18 protein-coding genes are annotated in these 22,816 nt (G+C 41.3%); 4 read left to right on the top strand and 14 right to left on the bottom strand.

Annotated features, from left to right (window positions below):
* Nucleotides 1–7: 7 nt before the first annotated feature.
* Complete coding sequence (locus F8R90_RS05335; protein WP_196509891.1) at nucleotides 8–559, bottom strand: PEP-CTERM sorting domain-containing protein; 552 nt, start codon at nucleotides 557–559, stop codon at nucleotides 8–10.
* Between the two features lie 646 nt (nucleotides 560–1,205).
* Here F8R90_RS05335 and F8R90_RS05330 point away from each other — a divergent pair.
* A complete protein-coding gene (locus F8R90_RS05330; protein ID WP_196509890.1) occupies nucleotides 1,206–2,780 on the top strand; it encodes an iron uptake porin in 1,575 nt (524 codons plus the stop codon).
* 154 nt (nucleotides 2,781–2,934) lie between these two features.
* On the opposite strand, the gene F8R90_RS05325 is transcribed toward F8R90_RS05330, so the two are convergent.
* The 3 genes from F8R90_RS05325 to F8R90_RS05315 form a co-directional block, all read right to left on the bottom strand.
* Nucleotides 2,935–4,107, bottom strand: coding sequence for a glycerate kinase family protein (locus F8R90_RS05325; protein ID WP_196509889.1), 1,173 nt, complete (start codon nucleotides 4,105–4,107; stop codon nucleotides 2,935–2,937).
* Between the two features lie 103 nt (nucleotides 4,108–4,210).
* Complete coding sequence (locus tag F8R90_RS05320) at nucleotides 4,211–5,677, bottom strand: SLC13 family permease (RefSeq protein ID WP_196509888.1); 1,467 nt, start codon at nucleotides 5,675–5,677, stop codon at nucleotides 4,211–4,213.
* Between the two features lie 161 nt (nucleotides 5,678–5,838).
* On the bottom strand, nucleotides 5,839–6,012 hold the full coding sequence (locus F8R90_RS05315) for a hypothetical protein (RefSeq protein ID WP_196509887.1): 174 nt from the start codon (nucleotides 6,010–6,012) through the stop codon (nucleotides 5,839–5,841).
* A gap of 315 nt (nucleotides 6,013–6,327) precedes the next feature.
* Between F8R90_RS05315 and F8R90_RS05310 the strand changes: the two genes are divergently transcribed.
* Both F8R90_RS05310 and F8R90_RS05305 read left to right on the top strand, forming a co-directional pair.
* Nucleotides 6,328–7,644, top strand: a complete 1,317-nt coding sequence (locus tag F8R90_RS05310) for an amino acid permease (RefSeq protein ID WP_196509886.1) — start codon at nucleotides 6,328–6,330, stop codon at nucleotides 7,642–7,644.
* Between the two features lie 61 nt (nucleotides 7,645–7,705).
* Entirely contained in the window at nucleotides 7,706–8,251 is a 546-nt protein-coding gene (locus F8R90_RS05305; protein ID WP_196509885.1) for an RNA 2'-phosphotransferase, read from the top strand.
* Nucleotides 8,252–8,406: 155 nt separating this feature from the next.
* Here F8R90_RS05305 and F8R90_RS05300 read toward each other — a convergent pair whose 3' ends face one another.
* From F8R90_RS05300 to F8R90_RS05285, 5 genes are all read right to left on the bottom strand, one after another.
* The gene (locus F8R90_RS05300; protein WP_069069721.1) at nucleotides 8,407–8,559 is read right to left on the bottom strand and encodes a CopG family transcriptional regulator; all 153 of its coding nucleotides are present in this window, start codon (nucleotides 8,557–8,559) and stop codon (nucleotides 8,407–8,409) included.
* A 530-nt stretch (nucleotides 8,560–9,089) separates the two neighbouring features.
* Nucleotides 9,090–12,800, bottom strand: a complete 3,711-nt coding sequence (locus F8R90_RS05295; protein WP_331000609.1) for a CheR family methyltransferase — start codon at nucleotides 12,798–12,800, stop codon at nucleotides 9,090–9,092.
* Nucleotides 12,686–13,315 carry a chemotaxis protein CheB gene (locus F8R90_RS33670; RefSeq protein WP_331000608.1) on the bottom strand — a complete coding sequence of 210 codons (630 nt, stop codon included), beginning with the start codon at nucleotides 13,313–13,315 and terminating at the stop codon, nucleotides 12,686–12,688. The genes F8R90_RS05295 and F8R90_RS33670 overlap by 115 nt, the downstream gene beginning before the upstream one ends.
* Nucleotides 13,316–13,405: 90 nt before the next feature.
* Complete coding sequence (locus F8R90_RS05290) at nucleotides 13,406–14,167, bottom strand: class II aldolase/adducin family protein (RefSeq protein WP_196509884.1); 762 nt, start codon at nucleotides 14,165–14,167, stop codon at nucleotides 13,406–13,408.
* Entirely contained in the window at nucleotides 14,151–14,825 is a 675-nt protein-coding gene (locus tag F8R90_RS05285) for a cysteine dioxygenase family protein (protein ID WP_196509883.1), read from the bottom strand. Before F8R90_RS05285 ends, F8R90_RS05290 begins: the two co-directional genes overlap by 17 nt.
* 646 nt (nucleotides 14,826–15,471) lie before the next feature.
* On the opposite strand from F8R90_RS05285, the gene F8R90_RS05280 reads away from it, so the two are divergent.
* Nucleotides 15,472–16,290, top strand: coding sequence for a carbonic anhydrase (locus F8R90_RS05280; RefSeq protein ID WP_196509882.1), 819 nt, complete (start codon nucleotides 15,472–15,474; stop codon nucleotides 16,288–16,290).
* Nucleotides 16,291–16,407: 117 nt separating this feature from the next.
* Here the strand turns inward: F8R90_RS05280 and F8R90_RS05275 are convergent, their stop codons facing one another.
* The 5 genes from F8R90_RS05275 to F8R90_RS05255 form a co-directional block, all read right to left on the bottom strand.
* Nucleotides 16,408–18,081: an RluA family pseudouridine synthase gene (locus tag F8R90_RS05275; RefSeq protein ID WP_196509881.1), complete on the bottom strand. Its 1,674-nt coding sequence runs from the start codon at nucleotides 18,079–18,081 to the stop codon at nucleotides 16,408–16,410.
* 60 nt (nucleotides 18,082–18,141) lie between these two features.
* Nucleotides 18,142–19,017 carry a GNAT family N-acetyltransferase gene (locus F8R90_RS05270; protein WP_196509880.1) on the bottom strand — a complete coding sequence of 292 codons (876 nt, stop codon included), beginning with the start codon at nucleotides 19,015–19,017 and terminating at the stop codon, nucleotides 18,142–18,144.
* Between the two features lie 104 nt (nucleotides 19,018–19,121).
* Nucleotides 19,122–20,447 carry a hypothetical protein gene (locus F8R90_RS05265; protein ID WP_196509879.1) on the bottom strand — a complete coding sequence of 442 codons (1,326 nt, stop codon included), beginning with the start codon at nucleotides 20,445–20,447 and terminating at the stop codon, nucleotides 19,122–19,124.
* A 526-nt stretch (nucleotides 20,448–20,973) separates the two neighbouring features.
* Nucleotides 20,974–21,135 carry a hypothetical protein gene (locus F8R90_RS05260; protein ID WP_196509878.1) on the bottom strand — a complete coding sequence of 54 codons (162 nt, stop codon included), beginning with the start codon at nucleotides 21,133–21,135 and terminating at the stop codon, nucleotides 20,974–20,976.
* A 304-nt stretch (nucleotides 21,136–21,439) separates the two neighbouring features.
* Complete coding sequence (locus tag F8R90_RS05255; RefSeq protein WP_196509877.1) at nucleotides 21,440–22,714, bottom strand: sensor histidine kinase; 1,275 nt, start codon at nucleotides 22,712–22,714, stop codon at nucleotides 21,440–21,442.
* Nucleotides 22,715–22,816: the final 102 nt, after the last annotated feature.

Below are 22,816 nucleotides of genomic sequence, written 5' to 3'. Positions count from 1 at the left end.
ACCAAGGTTAGATTTTAACCTTTTTGATTGATGCTACCTTTCTCTTCATCATCCAGCCAAGGCTACAAGCAAAAAGAGCGCCAATTAAAGATGTAGGTTCAGGTACTTGTGTATACGAAACTTTTCCTGATATGGGTTCAGCATCTGGAGAAGTTCTAGAGAAAATTGTAAAATCCTCACCAATAATTTCGTAACTTATAGAACTGGAAGGATTAGATTTATCGTTGAACAGATAATCTAAGGCAAAATATTTTTGCCCTGTTAAGGATGTGGTTGGGAAAACAAGAGGAAACTCTGGATATTTTTGATCATCTTGTTCAGTATAAATGGTAGAGTCACCATCAAATTGGAAAGAGAGCGAATTAATGGTGGCTACTGGATTACTTTCATTGCTGAAAGTTGAGTCATCAAAGCTAAAAAAACCATTTCCCTTAGTTATCGGACTATCAACTATGAAAGCATAATTAATAATTGCAGCGGATACAGATTTTGCATCTATAGTAACAAAGCCTAAAGTCAGACTAGCAGCAGCAAGTACTAATGGTGGAACCAATTTCATTTCAGTTTTCCTCATCATAAACTTCTGTAAGCAATACACACTGCAAGGTATAGAAATAAACTATTTCTAACTTCCTTATTTCCAAAATGGATAAATCTAAATGATTAGAACAATGATGAAAACCAATATTTTTTCTTTTCTAAATAATAAATCTCCAATTAATTAGAATCATCCTATTTTATTGTCAGGAGCTTAAGCAAACTTTAATCAAAGGTAAAAATAAAATCAATTATCGGTTAACGAATTAGTAAAAGAAAGCAGTTTTTGCTGGAGAAAAGATTTATTTAATAAGACACACACTACGAACGCTACAATTCTCATTCTTTAGTTTGTCTATATTATCCTGCTAATTTTTTCAAAACATTACCCACAATCAGGTATGGTCCGCACGAATAGGGAAATGCTAATGTTGCAGCTGGTTATAGAACCTTATCTGCGTTACAAAAATATCTAGAGGGCATTAAGCCGAGATACTTGGATGATGATCATCACTGGACAAACGCATTAAAATTAGGGGCTATTAATTTATTCGAGGATTAATTGCAAATAAATAGATGAGAATTTTCTCATGATTTATGAGCTATTATCATGCTAATTTATTATTGCAAATAGCGTTGTATATTCATACTTTCTTGTTGCCGTGAAAATGAATAAAATCGGTGAATTCCTCATATTGACATCTAGCTTAACTGTTGCCATGAACTGCATTAATACACCAATTTTTGCTCAAGAAAATCAGCGACAAACTCCTCTAGCAGACATATCACAATTAACATCCGTTTCTCAACTCTCAGATGTACAACCTACAGATTGGGCATTTCAGGCTTTACAATCACTCATTGAAAGATATGCGTGTATTGCTGGGTATCCGAACGGAACTTATCGCGGCGAACGTGCAATGACACGTTATGAATTTGCAGCTAGTTTAAATACTTGTTTAACAAAAGTGCAAGAGTTAATTGCCACTACCAACAATAGTTTAGCAACTAAAGAAGATTTAGATTTAATCCAAAAATTACAATCACAATTTTCGTCAGAGTTAGTAACACTACGCAGTCGAGTAGATGCTTTAGAAAGCACAACTTCTGAGTTAAAAGCAAATCAATTCTCTCCTACAACAAAACTAGAAGCTGAAGCAATTCTGACTGTTGCCAATATTTTTGGTGAAAATGCTGCTGATAGTGATGATAATCAAAATAACAATGCACAATTAGATACCAATCTTATATTTGCCCAGCGTGTACGTTTAAATTTTCTGACTAGCTTTACCGGAAAAGATGAATTAAACCTCCGCTTAGAATCAGGTAATATTCCCGAATTTGATGACAGCACTACAGGTACAACAATGACTCGTTTGGGTTTTGATGAAGATACTGGTAATGATATTGGGTTGGATGAAGTATATTATTCCTTTCCTATTGGTGACAAGATAAAAACAACAATCGCTATTACAGAAATGGAATTAAATGATATTGCTGAACCTATCAATCCTTTGGCGAGTAGTGGTAGCGGTGCAGTTTCACGTTTTGGTAGGTATAACCCAATTTTACGGAGTATGGACGGAACAGGTTTAGGGATTAACTATCAATTAAATCAAAGAACTCATCTTGCTGTTGCTTATATGGCTAATAATGCAGCCATTCCTACGGAAAATAATGGCTTATTTAATGGTAACTTTGCGGCACTTGGACACTTATATTTTCGACCAGTTGATAATTTAGGAATTACTTTTACTTATCTTCATGGTTACTATGCAGGTGGAGGGGAAAGTGGAGTTAATTTGACAGGAAGTACAGGTAGTTTAACCGCCCGTAGTCCTTTTGGTAATGTTGCGACTACAGCAAATTCATTTGGTTTAGAAACTAGCTGGCAAATAAATCCAAAAATTATCCTTTCTGGTTGGGTTGGTTATACAAAAAGCGAGTCGCAAGTCACTAATGATGATGCAGATATTTTGAATTATGCTGTTAGTTTAGCGTTACCTGATTTGGGAGGTGAAGGTAATTTAGCTGGTTTAGTTATAGGAATGCCACCAAAAGTTACCAGTAGTAGTCTAATCGCTGATCGAGACACATCTTTACATATAGAAGGCTTTTATCGGTTTCAGGTTACAGATAATATTTCGATTACGCCTGGGTTATTTTTGATTACTAATCCTGAACATAATGCCAATAACGACAGTATTTTTGTAGGGGCTATTCGCACTCATTTTAAATTTTAAACTTTTGCTAGCAAAGTAGCATGAATGCTGTTCAATAAATCAGTAAAATTAAATTGCTTACTGATGTAAGGAACAGCTTTATTTTGCAATTTAGTACTGATAAACTACTAGTAAATTTCTGGGGAAAACTTAAATTATTTCAAACGATGAATTGCTAACCTATAGGCGTGTAACTTTTAATTTGCCTGCCAACTAACAACAACCGCGCTAGTTGTTCAGCCGCATTTGTTAATAAGCTTGCAGTTTGAGCAATAGCCTCACTCAATTGGCAGGGATGAGTCAAAATACTGTTGAAGTAATCGATACCTTCCTGGAAATTAATTTCCGCACCCTCACCAATAGTTCCTACAAGTGCAATCACTGGTAATTTATAAAGCTTGGCACGCTTTGCTACTTCAGCAGGAATCTTACCGCGTGGAGTTTGAAAGTCAATACAGCCTTCCGCAGTAATGATTAAATCAGCTTCTAGAATCAACTTATCTAATTCCAAATACTGCATAACTATATCGTAGCGTGAGTATAATTTAGCTCCAATTAAAGCGTGTAAACCTGTACCCAATCCACCAGAAGCACCACCACCCGACATTTCTCGCACGTCAATACCTAAATCTGCTTTGATGACTGCGGCGTAGTGTTCTAGTGCTGAAGCCATTCTTTCCACCGTTTCTGGAGATGCACCTTTTTGGGGGCCGAAAACTCTAGCAACCCCCTTTTTACCGCACAGAATATTATGCCAGTTGCAAGCAACATCAATCTGGACTTTATTTAAACGAGAATCTCGCCCAGACAAATCAATGCGTTTGAGTTTGATTAATTCACCGCAACCCAAACCTAACTCATTTCCACTCTCATCCAATAACTTTATACCCAAAGCCTGAGCCATTCCTGTACCCCCGTCATTAGTACCGGAATCACCACAGCCAACTAAAATGCGCTCTGCACCAGCATCTAAGGCAGCTTTAATTAACTCACCAACGCCATAGGTTGTTGTGATCATTGGATTTCGCATATTGGAAGGTACAAGACGTAACCCAGCCGCAGCAGCCATTTCTAATACTGCTGTTTTCTTTGTAGTTCCACCAAGAAAGCCAAAGTGAGATTGGACTTTTTGTCCCACAGGCCCAGTTACCTCAAGATAATGTAAAGTACCGCCTGTAGCTGCTACAAGAGTTTTAGTAAAGCCTTCACCGCCATCTACTAAAGGTACTTTGCGGATATTAACATCGGATAAAACTCTGGTTATACCCGTAGCAATACAATCAGCTACTTGTTCTGCATCAAGACTTTCTTTAAATCCAGAAGGAGCGATTAAAATATTTAGTGTCATTATTAACTTCCTGCGGCAACCCAGCCGCTTTTTTGTTGTTCAATTGGAGATTGGAGACAAGGAGAGAAATTCTTATTCTTAACTCACTACTGGGCACTTAGAATTAGAGGGATAAACCTACCCAACGCCACCAGGTGTAGTAGAACAACACGATTAAAGCTAAGTGAACGACAATCATCACTGAACTTAGCCGGAGTAAATCTGTTGGTTTAAAGCCTTGTTCTTCTGCCTCTTGGTAAACCATCAGTGCTTTGGAACTTACAGGAAAGGTGAGGCAATAGTCCATTCCCAATGTGCTGAGAAACAAGACAGCGACAGGATTGATATTTAGACTGCTGGCGAGGTACAGCAAAGGAGGAACTAAAGCTGCTGCTCTTGCAGTGTGGGAAGTCATGTAGATATGGGAAGTCAGAGAAATGATAGCCAGTAGCAGCAGAATCAGAAAATGGGGTTTAGTGCTGTTGATGTCACTCAAATCAAAGATATTATTGATAATCCATCCCGACGCACCAGAACTGATTAATGCACGTCCTAAAACCAGAGTTGCAGCTACGAAAATAATTAGATTCCAAGAAACAGCTTTGACTGCATCCTTCCATTTGATCACTCCAAACTTGGGTGCGGTGAGAATCATTGCACCGATGATGGTGACGGTAGCAATTTCTAAACCATGCCATTTTTCAGTTAACCAAAATGCCAACATCAAGAAGATAATCAGCAATGTTTTACGTTCTGGCACAGATAAGGGTTCTGATTGCAAACATTTAACATCTAACTTTTGTTGACAGCGTTTTTTGTCTAGAAACATCCGCATGATTACCCAGCAAGATGCATAACTGGCAGCCACTCCAAAGGGCAAGCCGTAAAGCAACCACTGACTAAAAGATATATCTTTTCCTGAAATTTCTTGTAATAAATCTTTAGCAATTAAATGGGAACCTGCGCCAGTTAAGGAAACAATTGTAGACACCAGGATAATAGTAGGCATCAGCAACGCTAGAGCCTGACGGATGCGACTATCGTCTATGGCATTGGTGAGACTGCGAAAAACGGGATGGGTAACAGCAGCACGTCCAGAAGTCGAGGGAATCAAAAATGAGATTGGAATTAAGACTGTAGTGAGCAACCAAAATAAACTATTAATGTTGTGTGCTTTGGCAGCTACTACTTGAGTTAGCCGTGCTGCTAAACCAGTCTGCTTAACTGCTCCTCCTAAAATAAACGCACCTATCATTAACCAGACGACATCTGAACCCAAAGACTCAAAAAATTGTTCTTGGGAAATTCCCCCGGTTAACAGTAAAAGAAGTGCTGAACTCAAGGCAACATAACCAGCATTGATTGAGGTTGTTGACCACAAAATTACTGCCAGCAGAAATACAAATATTGTCACCCGCCCTTGTGTAGATAAGCCATTGGGTAAAAATACTGCAACTCCAGATACAGAAGTTAAAAATAGTGCCAACAGTGATTTAATTTGCCAACGGTTTGAACGGTAAAAATATTTAAAAAATATATTCAATTGCGTATTTGTGGTGATGTGATTGTAATATTTTTCATCTATTTTCATCTCTTTTATTTCTGCTTTATCTTTGTTAATTAGGATGCCTCCTGATGATAAGCAAAGTATTACTGAGTGTCAGTTAACTTCACCTTAAAGTAAATTTAATCAGAATTTTATGAGAAGATAATTAAGGAACCATGAGAACATTCTCATGAAAAGCACTGATATCAAATGTAGAGTGACAGATTATTTGACCGCTCATAGCCAGTAATCAGATTCATCCCTCGCCACTGAACTTGTGTACCAAGTGGATGTAAGGCAAAGATTTGATTCCAGCCAGCTTTAAGCTTCGCCCAAATAATCTCGCTGGTAGTCCAAGATTTAACCCGCAGCCATGCCACCAAATATCAAAGTGGGGTAGTAGGCGATGGTGTTTTTAATTCATTTATAGTGGTTTCCGCATGGGTAAGTACAGAAAAAAGGACACAGCATTGCCGTGTCCCTACCCATGTAACGCATCTGAATGAGAATCGCTGCGAGCGGTTCCTGACTTTTACCGTAGTAACAAAAGAGCGATTAAAGTTGTGTTGATAATGAAGTGGCGATCGCTTATTTAACAGAATAATCTGCTTGAAAAACCAAGAACATCAGGGTTTTTACGAATAATATTTACATATGTTAATATTAACTTTTTGGTTTAAGTACGGGTATTCAGTATGCTTCCCATAAAGACTGTTCTCCAAGATTCAGAGCAAGTCACTCGGTTGTTTTCTCATCTCGAATTCGATGGAAAAAAGCTCAATCATCAACCGGGTAGTGTATTGGGGAGTACTGCACTGATTGCGGGAACCACTGTTGGGGCTGGGATTCTCGCCCTACCAGCTGTTACCATGCCGTCTGGTATTGTACCCTCCACATCTGGGCTGATTGCTGTTTGGCTCTACGCTTTAGTTTCAGGGTCACTGGTTGCAGAGGTAACCTTAAACACGATGCGAACAGAAGGGCGTGCCAGTATAGGTTTTTTGGGAATTGTTGAGAAAATCCTTGGTAAGCTGGGAGCGCGACTTGCAGGCGGCGCATATTTATTCATGCACTATGCTCTCTTGGTGGCATACATTACCGAAGGTGGAGAGATTTTAGGTTCTGCGGTAGCAAAAGTCTGGGGTGCGCAGATATTACCTACGTGGGTAGGTACAACAACTTTCACGCTCTTATTTGGTGGCATTATGTATCTTGGGCGAGAAAAGTTTATTGAAAAATTAAACAGCGCCTTTGTGGGAATTGTCATCGTTTCTTTCTTGGGACTATTGTTTCTGGCAGGAGGGCATATTCAGAGTGCCCAACTTTTATTTCAGAACTGGAGTGCTCTTGGTAGTGCCATTTCAGTGATGTCTGTGACCCTATTTTTCCAAAACGTTGTGCCGCTGGTTGTAACGCAACTTGAAGGGGATGCCCGCAAGATTCGTCAGTCTATCTTTTTTGGTTCTGTGATTCCTCTAATTATGTTCTTGGCGTGGAATGCCGTAATTTTAGGAAGCGTTAGTTCCGATATGCTACATGGCACATCTGGCGGTAGAACTGTTTTTGACCCACTGCAAATACTCCGAGCAGGTGGAGCGGGGGAATGGTTAGGAGTGCTAGTATCCATTTTTTCAGAGTTTGCGATCGCAACATCATTTATTGGATTTGTCTACGGATTGTTGGATTTGTTCAAAGATATTTTTCTCATTGCACAGGGCAAACTTTCTAGTCGCCTACCCCTCTATTCGCTGGTTCTTTTCCCACCGATGACTCTCGGAACGCTCAATCCCAGCATCTTTTTCACTGCCCTAGATTACACTGGAACATTTAGTATCTCAGTTTTAGGTGGAATTATTCCGGCGTTAATGAGTTGGAAGCAACGTCAAGAACAAGAAAACTCAGATAGTATAAATCAACCACTCGTTCCTGGTGGGAAGGTGACACTCATTGTGATGTTTGGAGTAGCATTAGCCATGATGGGAAGACAAATTCTGTCAATTGCCACACAGTAAAACCATCAATGATAATTTTGATGTAGCATAATAAGTATGCGTTTGTAGTACATGCGATCAAATGAGTGATTCTCGCCTCGTCAAAATCAGCAAATATCTCAGCAAATATCTGCGGCACACACCGGATGAAATTGGAATTAAACTTGCTCCTGGTGGTTGGGTTGCTGTTGATGAACTACTTACTGCTTGTGCTAAAAACAACTTTCCGATTACCCGCCAGGAATTACAGGTGGTAGTTGAATTCAACGAGAAACAACGCTTTTGTTTTGATTCTACAGGTAATTTGATTCGTGCTAACCAAGGACATAGTGTAAAAGTCGATTTACAATTAGAACCTGTTGTCCCGCCAGATGAGCTTTATCACGGCACGGGACGCAAATCTGTAGAGTCAATTCTGCAAACAGGAATTTCCAAAATGTCACGACATCATGTGCATTTATCGAAGGATATTGCAACAGCACAAACTGTTGGTGCAAGACATGGAAAAGCAGTGGTTTTGACTGTACATGCCGCGGCAATGCATCAGGCGGGTTACATCTTCTATTGTTCTGCTAATGGTGTTTGGTTAGTGGATCATGTGCCGCCTGAATATCTACAAAAAATTTGAATTTTAATAGATTGATGAGATTTATTTATAAATCCAAAAAAAGCAACTATTGCATTGTTTATTAATAAATTACTGAAATCAATTGATTACACTTGGCTGCTCACCGCGATAAATCGTCTCTAAGGCACTTATCAAGTTCCATCTCTTCTTTGATTTTATTCTTTTTTGTCTACCTCAAGAGAACGGATTAATTCTCGAATTACATCGGTTGCTGGCCTTCCTGTGCTTGCACAGTATTGTTCAAGTTTCTGTGCTTCACCTGATGTCAGATTTACTGTGAGCCGTTTAACGGCCCATTTTTTATTCATAATTTATTCTTACGAATATCTGAAATATACTCATCCGTCGTTTATATTGCAGTTTCAAAAGCAGAGTAGCAAGCAATTATCAATCAAACAAGAGATATAAAACAGATATAAAACAGATATAAAACAGCGGCTAAAAGCTCCCTTTGACTTATCTGTGCTTTTAGCACTCTTAAGGGGTATTCTCCTAAAACTTCAGTTACTTCTCGCCCAAGAGCAGTGTTCACTATCTTTCTGTTGATTAGAAATGCTGCTGTTAGGTCTGTTAGATTAATTACAAACTTACTCAGTGTCTGTTTTTAAGGGAAGGAAGATTCAATTCATAGACAAATATCTATGCTTAATTTAATTAGCAATATTTTGATTTATGATAATTAACCCAAGTAAGAAAAAAGTAAGAAATAAATCTAATGCCTCTGTTAAAAGCCTTATAAAACCAGGCTTTTAAGTAGGTACGACCGGGCAACTATCTTGCGCGGTCGCGGCTATCTCAGGATTGATCTAATTTGAGATATTAATAATAGTTGCCATCTTCAACCATTTCTAGTTCGTCCAGCTAAGTCGGCAATCATAAATATCAATTGGGTTAGCTCGATGGGCTTAGGAATGTGCATTTGAAAACCTGCTTTCTTTGACTCTTGGAGATCAACACTACTGATATACCCTGTAAGTGCGGCAGCGGGAATTTGTCCCCCTGCTTCAGCACTAAGGGAGCGTACTCGCCGGATTAGGGTGTAGCCATCTTGGTTCGACATCCCAATGTCAGACAATAGCACATGATACATCCCAGGCTGGTTGGTAAGTATTGAGAACGCTTCGTCAGCAGATTTGACAGCAGTTACTTCAGCCCCGTAATTTTGCAGCGCAGTGATCATTAACTCACGTATATCGGCCTCGTCATCTACAACCAGTACGTGCAAGCCCTTCAGTGAAGGAATTTGATCAACAGATGGTTTAATATCCCCGGAAAAATCTATCACCTCTGCATCACGAGGGCTAAAACGCTCCTCAAGATTGGAGGACAGCGGTAGCGTAACGGTGATAGTTGTCCCTAGCCCTTCACCTGGACTTTCTGCCTGAACTGTGCCGCCATGAAGTTCGACCAGATAACGGACAAGGGACAGTCCTATCCCCAGTCCTTGATTAGCACGAGTTTTGCTACTGTCAGCCTGGCGGAAGCGTTCAAAGACATAAGGCAGAAAGTCAGCAGGGATGCCAATACCCGTGTCCCGGACTCGAATCTGAGCTTGGGAATTAACTTGCTCCAGTGTGACATCAACACGTCCCCCAACAGGAGTAAATTTGATGGCATTAGAAAGCAAATTCCAGATTACCTGTTGCAAACGCTCAGAATCCCCCATTACCTGTCCAGTCACAGGTTGCAGTTGGCATTCAATTTGAATATTTTTCGCTTCTGCCGATAACCGGACGACCTCCAGGACTGTCTCAATCACAGAGGCGAGATCGATTGGACGAACGTTTAGATACAGTTTGCCAGTCGTAATGCGTGAGATATCCAGGAGGTCTTCAATCATTTGGATTTGTGCCCTGGCGCTACGCTGGATCATATCAATTGCACGATTCATTTTAGCGGCATCAAGCTTTTGCTCCTGAAGTAACTGTGACCATCCCAGAATGGCATGGAGCGGGTTACGGAGTTCATGGGAGAGAATAGATAAAAACTCATCCTTGGTTCGGTTAGATGCTTCCGCTGACTGGCGGGCTGACTGTTCTTGAGCTAATAGCTGGGCGCGTTCTACCTCAAACTGCTTCTGCTGCGTGATATCATGAAGCGCCAGCAGAATCATCTGCTGATTTCCTTCTTGGAGGATTTTATCACCATTGAGCAATATAGTTTTTTGCCCAATTTTATCAAAGACTTGTTGCACCTCAAAATCTTGAATTTGAGTATTCTCGGTGAGGATTTCTTCCAGGAGCGATCGCAGTTCAGGAATGTTCCATTGACCGTTTCCTAGCTCAAAAATTAGTTGCTGTTCTGTCTGGGCAGGTGTTACCTGAAACATTTGGTAGAAAGCCCGATTGCTTTTGATGACTCGTAAGTCAGAATTGAGAACTATTAAAGGCTCTGGCACAGTTTCCACGACGGCTTCAGCATAATTAAGAGCTTCTTGCAACTGCTGTGTACTGCGTTTGAGGGCATCAATATCCATCAATACCATCACCACGCCATCAATTTGATTTTCTGTAGTTCTGTAAGGTCGAATTCGCAGATTGTACCAATGCCCACAAGTGTCTTGCGCCTCTAGTTCTTTGATAGTTAAGGTGTCAATTACTTCTGTGAACAATGACTCTAAATTAGGAACGTTAAGAGTGGAGCGGATATTGCTAAGTGGTCGTCCCACATCTGTCGGTATCAGATTGAATAAGTTCTGTGCTGTAGGAGTGAAACGCCGAATCCGTAAATCGTTGGTGAGTATAAGTATGGGAATATTGACACTGCTGAGCAAATTTAAGAGGTCGTTATTGACCTGGTGTAATTCGAGATTGCGACTATACAGTTCTTGGTTAGTTGTATGCAGTTCTTCGTTGGTTGCTTGCACCTCTTCTTTGGCTGTTTGCAACTCTTCATTAGTGCTTTGTAGTTCCTCATTACTGGAGAGGATTTCTTCATTTGCTACTTTCAGGTGTTGAGTAGTGGCTTCATGCTCTTGGGTAATCAATTGCAGATATTCTTGAGTAGCAGTCAGCTCTTGCTTAGTGGCTGTCAGTTCTTCTTGGAGTCGGAGGATTTCCTCCGTAACTGCTTGTTCTACATTTTCATCTGTGACGGGCACTTGTTGAATTATTGAGGCAGGTACATCCTCAAATAAGACAAGAAAGCAGCGAGTTTCTAGTGAGTCAGCCTGGAACGGAATCACCTCAACGTTGACTTTTCTGGACGATTCACTCCCTTCAATCTGTATCCCTTCCTTTCTTACAGAAATATCCTGCCTTTTCACCTGATAAATCGCGGTACGCAATTCTTCCAGCAGCCCTTTTCGTGCCATTTTGAACAGATTGAAGCTGGGATCGCCAGGGGGTGGTTTCAAATAGGGACTGGTTTCCCCTCGAAATTGCAGAATGTCCATATTGTCGTTAATCATCACGCCAACTGGGGCATAGCGATGCAAAACAATTTGGTCAGCCTGTTTATTTAAGTCAACAATATCCCAAGTCTTATTACTCATGGTGGCTCTGTCAGGAGTTACTCTCACTATGGGATAGTTACTGGTCGCAAAGTTAAAGTTAAGGGGAGTAGGTATTAATTTTTTGGTATAAATATTGTTTTTTCTGTCGGCTAAAGTAAATAAGTTGGAGAATTCTCCTGCACTTTCGGCAATACCTAACATCAAAAACCCTGTGGGCTTGAGACTGTAATGGAAAATTGGCATCACCTGCTTTTGCAAAACAGATTCAAAGTAAATCAGCACATTGCGACAACTAATTAAATCAAGATTGGAAAATGGCGGATCGCTAATCAAGTTTTGTTTGGCAAAGACACAAAGTCCACGAATCGATTTGCTGATTTGATAACCGCTCTCTACTTGGTTAAAGAAGCGTCTTAGCCGTTCTGGTGAGATATCAATTATTTGGCTGGGCTTGTAAATGCCTATACGGGCTTTTTCAATTGCTGTCTCGTTTACGTCCGTAGCAAAAATTTGAATAGTAGGTTTGGGGATCACATCCGCCAAAAACTCCAATAGACAAATACCAATGGAGTAAACCTCCTCCCCGGTTGCACAGCCTGCTACCCAGATCCGAATCGGCTCATTAACTGACTTCCCCTTAGCGATCGCTGGAAATACTCGCTCTTTCAAAGCTTGATAAGCTTCTGGGTCACGGAAAAAACTGGTGACACTGATTAAAATCTCATAGTACAGTGCTTGCACTTCATCTGGATTATTTTGCAAATATTGGATGTAATCTTCAAGACGTTCCAGCTTGTACAGCACCATCCGCCGATCAATTCGCCGCTTGAGGGTAGTTTGCTTGTAGTACGTAAAGTCAACCCCAGTAACAGTGGAAAGCATTGCAAAGATTGCAGGTAAAGCAGACTCGCTTTCAGAGAATGGCTCAACTATTTGTGAAGAAATCGGACGGATTACATTGGGATGGCGAGCAATATGAGCTAGTTCCTCAGCAATTTTATCTGGTGGTAAGATGAAGTCCACATCGCCAGTGGCAATAGCAGCGTGCGGCATATTACTAAATTGTGCCGACGATTCACACTGAGCAAAAGTAATACCACCAGCCGCCTTAATTGCTTCTGATCCCTGAGTGCCGTCTCCATCGCTCCCAGATGAACAACACTGATGGCTTTGCTTCCCATTTCTACCGCCAATGAAGTCAAAAAAGCATCAGCAGGCATGTATTTACCTTCAATCTTCTCACGGGGCACGAGTTGCAGCACCCCTTGAGCAATTGTCATCTTCGTGTTTGGCGGAATGACATATACCTGATTCGGTTCTACAAACATGCCATTCTGTACTTCACGGACGGGCATTTGGGTCGTCTTAGCCAGAATCTCAGTAAGCAGACTCTTATGATGAGGATCTAAGTGCTGAATCAGCACAAATGCCATCCCAGTGTCGATGGGTAAGTGACTGAATAACTGCGTAAATGCTTCCAGTCCGCCCGCAGATGCTGCAATCCCGACAATAGGAAATAGTTCTTTGCCTTTATCTTGTTGCTTCTGTGTCGATGTTCCAAAAGCAATGGAATCGGATGGTGATGACTCAGAAGACTGCTTAGAGTTCATTGTATTGACGAATACCTTGGACATAAAAGAGCGGGAAGTGCGGTGAATGAAAACTCCGCCGCTATTATCCCAGTGCCAAAAAACACAGCACTAATTTAGCAAATCAGGTTCTTCACGTACAATCCTGTCGTAAAGAGGCTGGAAACCAAACCACCCATTTGTATGTGACCCCACTTGAGTTTGTGTTAAACGGGCTGTTTCATGTTTGATGGTAGTGGGTCTACCCGCAGCTTCTGCCAGTAGTTGGGCTTGGCACGATCGCTCTAAGTTAATGTACCAAAAGGCAGCTTCATCTACCGTATGTCCCACAGTTAAAATGCTGTGGTTACGCAGGATTATGGCTTTCTTTCGCCCCAAAGCTTGCGCTAGTCGCTGACCTTCAGAACTTTCTAAAACAATACCTGTAAAATCATCAAATAGGGCATGATCTTCGTAAAAAGCACAGGAATCTTGAGTCAAGGGGTCAAGGAGACGACCTAAACTAGACCAGGCTTTACCATAAAGTGAATGGGCGTGAGCCGCCGCAATTACATCAGGTCGAGCTTCATGAATATGAGAATGGATGGCGAAAGCAGCTTGATTCACTTCCGCATCGCCTTTAACCACTTCGCCTTCTCTGTTAACTAAGATCAGATCAGATACTCGGATGTGACCGAAGTATGTTCCTAATGGATTGATCCAGAAATGGTCTGTAAACTCCGGATCGCGAGCTGTAATATGACCTGCGATTCCCTCGCTGAAACCAAACTTACCAAACAGGCGAAAGGCAGCGGCTAGGCGTTGCTTACGGTGTAGGCGTTCGTCTTCAACTCGCTCGAATATGGGGGGTTTTGGTCTAGCGTACTTGGGCATATTCTTTTTCCTGTTCCTCTTTGCAGGGAGCGTTGGAATATCCAGAGCGAAAGGATTTGACGCTGTGAGATTCTGGGATGAACTGGTGACGCAAGATGCAACCAGTATCATTACCCAGAAGATGGATGGATACAGATGCGCTCTGGGACGTGGTTTTGACGGCGTGGATATCACCATCTGGAGGTAAGAGGCAGTAGATATCCCCTGATTGAAGCGATTGCACTTCAGTTACTTGTAATTGTGCGTGTCCTTCATCATCGCCGTTATCTACACGGCGATAGACTGTTTCTTCTTGATTGCCTTTGTATAAACCAATCAATCCCCAGGCTAAATGGTCATGGACGGGAGTTATTGAACCTGGGGGAATCACCAAACTGAAGACTGACAGTAAACGGTCTTTGGCGCGATAAAGTAGCCACTGACCAATACCGCCGCCCATCCTGCTTTTGGGGTTGACTTGGGCAAAGTTTTCAGGTAACCATTGCTGTTGAGCAAGCAGTTCTTGAAAATAGGGTTTTAGTCTAGCGAGAGTTTGTGTGCGATCGTCAACAGTACTAGCGCTAATTTCCTGCACTGTTGCTACAAAGGATCGTAGTTCCTGGCTCTCAATAAACCATTGGTCTTCTGGCAATGGTTCCAAGATGGTGTGGTTCGTCATCTATATTCCTCCATTTGGGAGGCGACTAAGATTAATACCAATTTTTTGATCTTTACTGGTCAGATAAATAATTTATTTTAGCAAAAGTATGTGTTGTAAAAATAGTTATGTTGCAAAAAATGTTAAGAGCATTTAACTTCAAACTTCAAACATTCCATTTGGTAAAAACTATGTAATTAATTCTGTTTACCTATTTATCGCGTGTGTGGGTCGTTCTGCCGCACCCGTCCGGGATCACTATACGGTCTAAATTGCGGTCTGGAAGACTGGAAAAAGTCAAGAAGGCTGAGATTTTGAGACAAAACCTAGGCTTCGAGTACTTGCTGTCATGCTGGGAGATTGCTTGTGCAGATAGTGAATCGGGAATGAGGAATTAGATGAGTGGAAGGAGAAAAATATCAAATTTATTTCCAATTGTAGATTGAGTTCATGTTAAAACTGTGGCCAAAGAGAGTAGTTTGGCAAGACTGCTTAAACAATACAAGGATGAATTTCACCCTTTGACTAAGCCGATGGGGCAATGGCAAAAGCCGATCAATTAAGTCAATCTGTTTATAGATACTATTAACCTGTCCCTACTTCATTAATTGGAGAAATAAATTTTTAAGAAACATTTAAAGTATTACTTATTCATTTAGGTACTTTTATGAAAAAACTGATTAAAGGTTTGCGCGAATTCAAAAGTAGTTATTTTTCTGCTAATGAAGAACTGTTTGAACAACTTTCTCATGGTCAAAAGCCTAGAGTACTATTTATTACTTGTTCAGATTCGCGTATCGATCCAAACCTAATTACACAAGCCGGGTTGGGGGAATTGTTTGTTATCCGCAATGCAGGCAACATTATTCCACCATTTGGTGCAACTAATGGTGGTGAAGGGGCAACAATTGAATATGCTATTCAAGCATTAGATATTCAACAAATTATTGTGTGTGGTCACTCGCATTGTGGTGCTATGAAAGGGTTAATGAAGTTAGACAGCTTGCGGATAGAAATGCCCCTTGTACATGACTGGCTCAAGTATGCAGAGGCAACCCGACGGCTGGTGAAAGACAATTATAGCCACTACGAGGGGGAAGAACTCTTAGAAATAATTATTGCCGAGAATGTACTCACCCAAATCGAAAATTTACGGACTTATCCGGTGATTCACTCTAAGCTCCACCAAGGGCAACTCAATATTTATGCTTGGATTTATCAAATAGAGACAGGGGAAATTTTGGCATACGATGCACAAAAGCACGCCTATGTCTTGCCCCAAAATCAGCTTCTCCCATCGGAGATAGATGAGACGTTAATTAGCCCACCTTTAACTAGCAATGTGGAGATACATTTTACTAAAACTCAACAACGAGCATATCAATCGTCTCAGGAACTCCCTATTTCCACCAATGAATGGTTTCCAATGACAGTGCTTTCTCCAGAGCAAATGGAGCGAATTTATCGAGGCTCGAATACAAAGTAAAAATGTAGAGTATGGAAAATTTGGCGTTGCTGAATCAAGGGATGATTATGACCCATTTGGAACGAACTTCAATGCTTTCAACGTCAAATTCATCCCACATTTATGCAACGCCCATTTTCAAAATGGTGTCTTTACATTTAGATGAATAGTTTCATTTAACTGCGGATGCTCGAAGCGAAGTTCCCTAGCGTGGAGATGTAATCGGCTAGTAACTACACAGCATCCATAAAGGCGATCGCCTAAAATAGTTACCCCAAGTCCTCGTCTATCAGCCGCATGAACCCTCAGTTGATGGGTGCGTCCTGTTACCGGCGTAAATTCTACGCGGGTGTAGTCTCCTTCCCTTGCCATTACTTGGAAGTGTGTCAAGCTCGGTTTGCCGTGTTGCCAATCAACTTTTTGATAAGGGCGATTTTCAGGATCTCCCCATAATGGCAAGTCAATCACACCTTGGTTAACTGTCACAGTACCGGAAAGCAGGGCTTCATAAACTTTGTGAACTTGGCGTTGTTGAAACTGCTGGCTGAGTTGGCGATGGGTTTGACGATCGCGTGCCAATAACAAAATACCAGAAGTTTCTTGATCTAGGCGATGCACAGATATAAGTGCCATGCCATCAGCTAACAGATGACGTAAGCGACTCAAAACACTATCTTGGCGATCGCGGTAACGACCAGGCACCGAAAGTAGCCCAGTAGGTTTGTTGACAGCAATCAGCCATTCATCTTCATAAATAATTGGTAAAGTGACCTCTCCCCTGGGGGCAGGAGGTTTAGGTTTCAAGCCTGAGAGCAAAAAGCCCATCAATGGCTGACATCGCTCGGCACATGCTCCATAAAATTCTCCCTGGATTTTATCCTGATTTACGGAAGACGCACCCCACCAAAATTCTGCCATCGCCAGTGGTTTGAGATTATGTGTTGCGGCATAATGAAGCAACTTTGGGGCACAACAGTCTCCTGTACCAGTGGGGGAGCCTCCTGGCATCAATTGCTGTAATGATAGCGATCGCCCAGAAAAATTAGTCAGGCTATAGGTAGCGTGCATCTGAGCTTGGAGTTGACGGGACAGTTCTTTACGCTGTTGTTTCAGTTCGCTAATTCGCGCATCCGTTGCTGCAATTAACTGCTTGAGGGGCTGTAATACGGCATTTTGCTGGCGTTTAAGTTGTCTTCGCTCAATTCCCTGCTGACGACTCTCTTCGTCGAGTTGTTCAAGGGCAATAGTGAGTGCTTCTGGAGTGAGTGTATTGCAGATTTGCTGACGTTTTTCCTGTCGTTGATGTTTACAATAGCGATGGCGATCGCTCATTACTTGCAACTGTTGCTCAAATTCCTCAGACAGGGTTTCATACTGCTGGCGTTCCGTTAGTTGCTTTAGGTTAAGAATTTCCTGCTTAATCGCGTCCAACTGTGCCAAAGTGCGGGCTTCTTCTAAAGCAACTTTGTCTCTTCCTGGAATTGGCGGCACCCATCCCTCAACCACACTACAACCATTCAAAAGACCGGAGAAGGCTTTGAGTACCCTTTGTTCGCCATTAGGCAGTTCGACTAATAGTATTCCATACATCTTGCCTTCACGAGAAGAACAGTCATTTTGGGCAAGTTGTTGCATTAAACCGTGAGCGATCGCTTCGGACGTTGAGGTGCGGGGTAATCTTAAGCGATGTCTACGACGGACTACGCCTACGCCACTTTCGAGACAACGCCCTTCGTACCAATAACTACAAGATGAGTCACTGACAGCCAAATCGCAGTCAATGAAATCTGAAAGTGCGTGCAGAACTATCATACAAAGTATGCTTGCAAATCTAGCTAATCTTAATATGTGAAATTGCTGTTTTTGAGTAACTCAACACCTTGCTGAACGCGGCAGCATAAATTTCTCACCTTCCGCTGCAAATTTACCACGAACCATCAACACAGTTTCATCAAATACATGGGTGAATGCTTGCACATCTTTGACATTAAGAAGTTCTGGACTAAAGTAAATCACTACTTCTTCAATGGGTTGAGGTATTTTAGCAAGAATATTGTTGAAAGAGCATATCTGCGTTGTAACTAAATCGAAAAGATGAAGTCGGTTATCTTCTATCTCCATGCAGGCGATTAAATCTAAATCTTCTGCATAGTATAAAGGACGACTTCCTTCATTGACGCAGAACACGGGTTTTTCCTTGACTACACCAACTATATTAGAGACAGGTGCGCGTGTTTCCAAAAGTCTGTGTAACAATGTGTAATCTTTGGTCACTGTAAAATCCAGTGTTCTGAAGCTATCAGTGCTACCTGTGGAGTTACACTTAACTTTGAAGATGTGTTCTTCGACTACACGAAAGCCAAAAGGTAAGTAAAACTCCGGTTGTGGTGTCGTCAATACCAGGGTTTCGTAAAAACTATCGCAATATTCCAGCACTTCTCCCATTACTTCACGGTAATACCCTCTCCTGCGAAATTCTGCACGGGTAGCTACTCCATGAACTCCGCCGACAGTGAGCTTTTGTCCCATAATTTGCATGGGAATTTCTAACACTCCCACATGGGTAATAGCTATATCATCATGAAAGCGCATAAACGGAGTTGAAGCTGTTTCCCAGGATGCACCTAGTTTTCTTGCACATTCTGCTAAACTGCTGAGTCCGGGAAATGTGACTTCCATCAAGTCAAAAAGCTTATCGCTTAAGCTGGGATCATCAGAGAATGACTGTTTGAAACGATACTGGCTCATAGTTCAAGTATTACTATTAATTCAGTAATGAATACAAAATCAATTCCAGCGAATCCAGAAAAAGGGAGGTTACACTAAAGTGTTTACTACAAACTCTCTAGAATTTAGCCAGCAGGAATTGATGAATCGCTCTCTGGTGGATTGTCTTGTTCTGGTGGAAGCAGTTGTTCAAATGAGTTATCTTCTGTGGATGTAGATTCCGGCTCTTTTTTCATGCCATGCTGTTCTTGCCCTCTAAGTCCAAGATATGTTGCCGCACTGATTCCTTGAAGTGTAAGAAGTGTTTCATCAAATTCCGGCATTGCCAGATTTTTAATGATTTCCCAAACAAAGAATAGTCCAATCGCAACTGTCCAAATAAATGTTTGGAACCGATGAAAGTTGACTCCATTAATATCTGATAATATATCGTAGAAAAAACCTTCAGAAATCCGTTGACTACCTTTTCGTTTTTTCTCATTACCTTGTCCATCAATTAATGAACTACCAAAGGCAGTTATCGAATTGATTCCCAATAATATTAGTGATTGTTCAGTCAAAATATTGGTATAATCTCCCGTTATGCCGTAGATAATCAGGTAAGAACCAAAAATTAGAAATGTCCAAAAAGCAAGTTGAGATATCGATAGACTGAATGGGTTTCTGTTTAATTTTTTTCTACCAAGGAAAAATCGAGCAATTGGGGTTTTCCGATATTCGTTTTCAAGATCAACTTTTTCTGCGATCAATAGTTCCTGGCCACCAATCACCTCTTTTTTTGAGCAAACCCCTTCTATCCCAGGGCTACGAAGAGTGTTTCGGCAATACCTAACAAATATTAATACAATAGCCACAAGTAGAAGCAGACATAGCCAAAATCGCCACGAAAATAGAACTATTTTTAATTGAGGAGGTGATAAAGGATTGCTTACCGGAATCGCTAGTTTCTGGGGACAGCCTACTCCCGCTATCACGTTAATACTATATCTGCTTGCTCTACCAAGAAGCGCATTCCATGCAGTTTGAGATGAGTCGGTACGTTCAAGTCGAAAGGCTAACCAATTATCATCAACAATTTTCTTTTGATCTTTACCTGGAACCATGACGATGACTGGTTCTCCGTGGACATCCTCTAGTTCATAGCCATCCAGGTACAACACTAATTGTCGAGGATCAAATGAATTGGCGTTAGCCGTTGCATTTCTGGTCGCTGCTGATAATCCTTCAACTCTTACCCTAATGCGATCGCCCATTTTAACTTGGTTACGACCATTGTCGGCAATGACTTGTTGAGTTTTGAGACCAGGAGGTACTGAACATACCTGAGGCGATGCAAAATTTACAGAAGGGCCATCTGAACTATCTTGAGCAATTACTGCAAAGTTGATAGAAACAATCAACAGAAAAACCAACAGAAAAATACCAGTAAATCTTTTAGCATTTCTATACATCACTCGGTATTCCACCAACATTGATTACTATGTCGGTAGTGTAACCATACTTGAGCCATTGCGTATATTAAAAAACTTGTCTGAAAAAAATACCTCCGCCAAAAAGAGAGGATGAAGAGAAAGAGGCGATACTTGTGGCGGTCTACGTCTATACCTTTGTCTTTATTGTCTGATTGTAAGGCAGCAGTAATGCAGCAACAGGAAGTATTTATTGTTGCTAGTGTATAGGCAATACTTTTGGGTTAAGGGGGAAATCGAAGTCGTTGGTCATTAGTAATTGGCACTAATGACAAATGACTAAATCGGCGAGCAGCTATCCCAGACAAGCCGTGAAGGGATAAAATTCCCGCCGACTTTCGTTGAATTTACCCCTTCTAAGTAAGTCGGCGTAAATAATTATTGTTGCAATAAGGCAGGGGGCAGGGAGCAGGGGGAGAAAGAGTTTGAGCCTTATTTACTTTTGTTTACATAGTTTGGTTTTATTGCACCGACTTACTTACAAGGAATATGTAATATGTTGCCAAATTTAAACTGTCAATGTAAAACCCTTGAATGTCGCATCCAGAATATTATTACCTAGAAGCTTAAGTTGAATTCCTCCAATGACTACCGTCATAACAGCCTCAGATACTTCGCGTTCTTCAACTTGATTGTCAAGTTGCAAATCAGTAATTGTGATCCTAGACATATTTTTTTGCTTAATATTTTCTAAATTCCAGTAAAATTTTCGTCTAATTAGCTAACAAGCTCATCATCCAAAAGTTATAGATTCTAATGTTTACAAGTTTTTTAAAAAGACATTACTGTAATTCAAATATCTTTCTTTTGTAACTTTTAGAGCATGAAGATTTGAGGATTAAAAATATCGTGAAAAATCATTGTTTAGTAGGGGCACGGCATGCCGTGCCTCTACGGGTGTACTGCGGAATGAGGGCGTATCTTCAGCAATTATCGGTGCCAAGCGTCTGGAACAAATTTTTGAATTATTTTTGTCAAAGTTTCAGGGGAAGGCTAATTTGAAATGTGGAGCCTTGACCTAGCATACTATTTACAGTAATTTGCCCTTCATATCGTTGCACAATTTGTTGAGCGATCGCAAGTCCGAGTCCAAAGCCGCCTGTTTGCCGAGATCGGACAGTATCTACACGATAAAAACGATCAAATATATGTGGCAAATCGCTGGACGGAATACCAATCCCGTTGTCTTGTATTTGAATTACCGCGTAGTGAGACTGGGTAAAAAGATGTAATTGTACCTTACCATCTGCTGGTGTGTACTTGAAGGCATTAGTCAGTAAATTAATTACAGCTTGTTTAAGCAAATTAGCATCGGCTTTTAACATGATGGGATGCTCTGGAAGGTGAGCATCGAAATTGAGATTTTGAGCAGGAGCTTGGGTGGCGAACTCCTGAGCAAGCGATCGCAATATCTCACACAAATCAACGGGTTTTAATACGGTTTCCGCAAGGGAGCCATTATGACGCGACAGGAAAAGCAGATCATTGATCAGCGTACTCATGGACTTCGCAGTTTGGACGATGTTTTGCAACCGCAATCTTTGCTCCACCGGGTCTTCGGGGGGCATCAGGGCAACTTGGGCATTGCTCAATACCGTGGCAACGGGTGCACGTAATTCATGAGAAGCATCGGCTGTAAATTGCTGCAATTGCTGATAAGCACGGAGGCTTGGTCGCATTGCCAATGCGCCTAAAAACCAACCTGTAATGCCAATTACACCAAAGGTCACGGGAACCCCGAAAGTTAAAAACAAGCGGGCTTGGTTTAGTCCAACACGTAGAGAGTTCATTGGAACTGCCGTTTGGAAATAGCCAATCAGCACCTTACCTTCCAAAACAGGAAGTGTAACTTGGCGAACCCATGTTGTTGTACTAGATGACTCTGAGCCTATTGGTGTTTCTAATGTTTGAAATCCAGGTTCTGCGGTCAACTGTTTGCCACCCGATGAACCGATAAATTGCAAAAGTTGTTTATTAGAGTTATACCACCGCACGTACATTAGCCCGCCATTCAACGATGCATCACTTTCTACAGGAGTTTGGCCGCGCTGATTTTGCCATTGACTTTGATAAAGCGAGTATTGGGTTTTGGCAGCAAAGGTTTTACTTTGTGAAAAGAGTTCGTCATCAAAAACCCGCAACTGTTCTTCTACACTAAGACAATAACCCACCCCTGCAAAAGCGAACAAAATTCCACCCATTGACAGGGCAAACCAGTGAGCGAGATTACGACGGCTATGATCAAACATTAGTCATTAGTCATTAGTCATTAGTCATTAGTCATTAGTCATTAGTCATTAGTCATTAGTCATTAGTCATTAGTCATTAGTCATTAGTCATTAGTCATTAGT

This window comes from Nostoc sp. NZL, assembly GCF_015714705.1.
GTDB lineage: Bacteria > Cyanobacteriota > Cyanobacteriia > Cyanobacteriales > Nostocaceae > Nostoc > Nostoc foliaceum_A.
Note: the sequence above shows the minus strand (reverse complement) of the source record. Positions and strands in the feature narration are given on the sequence as shown.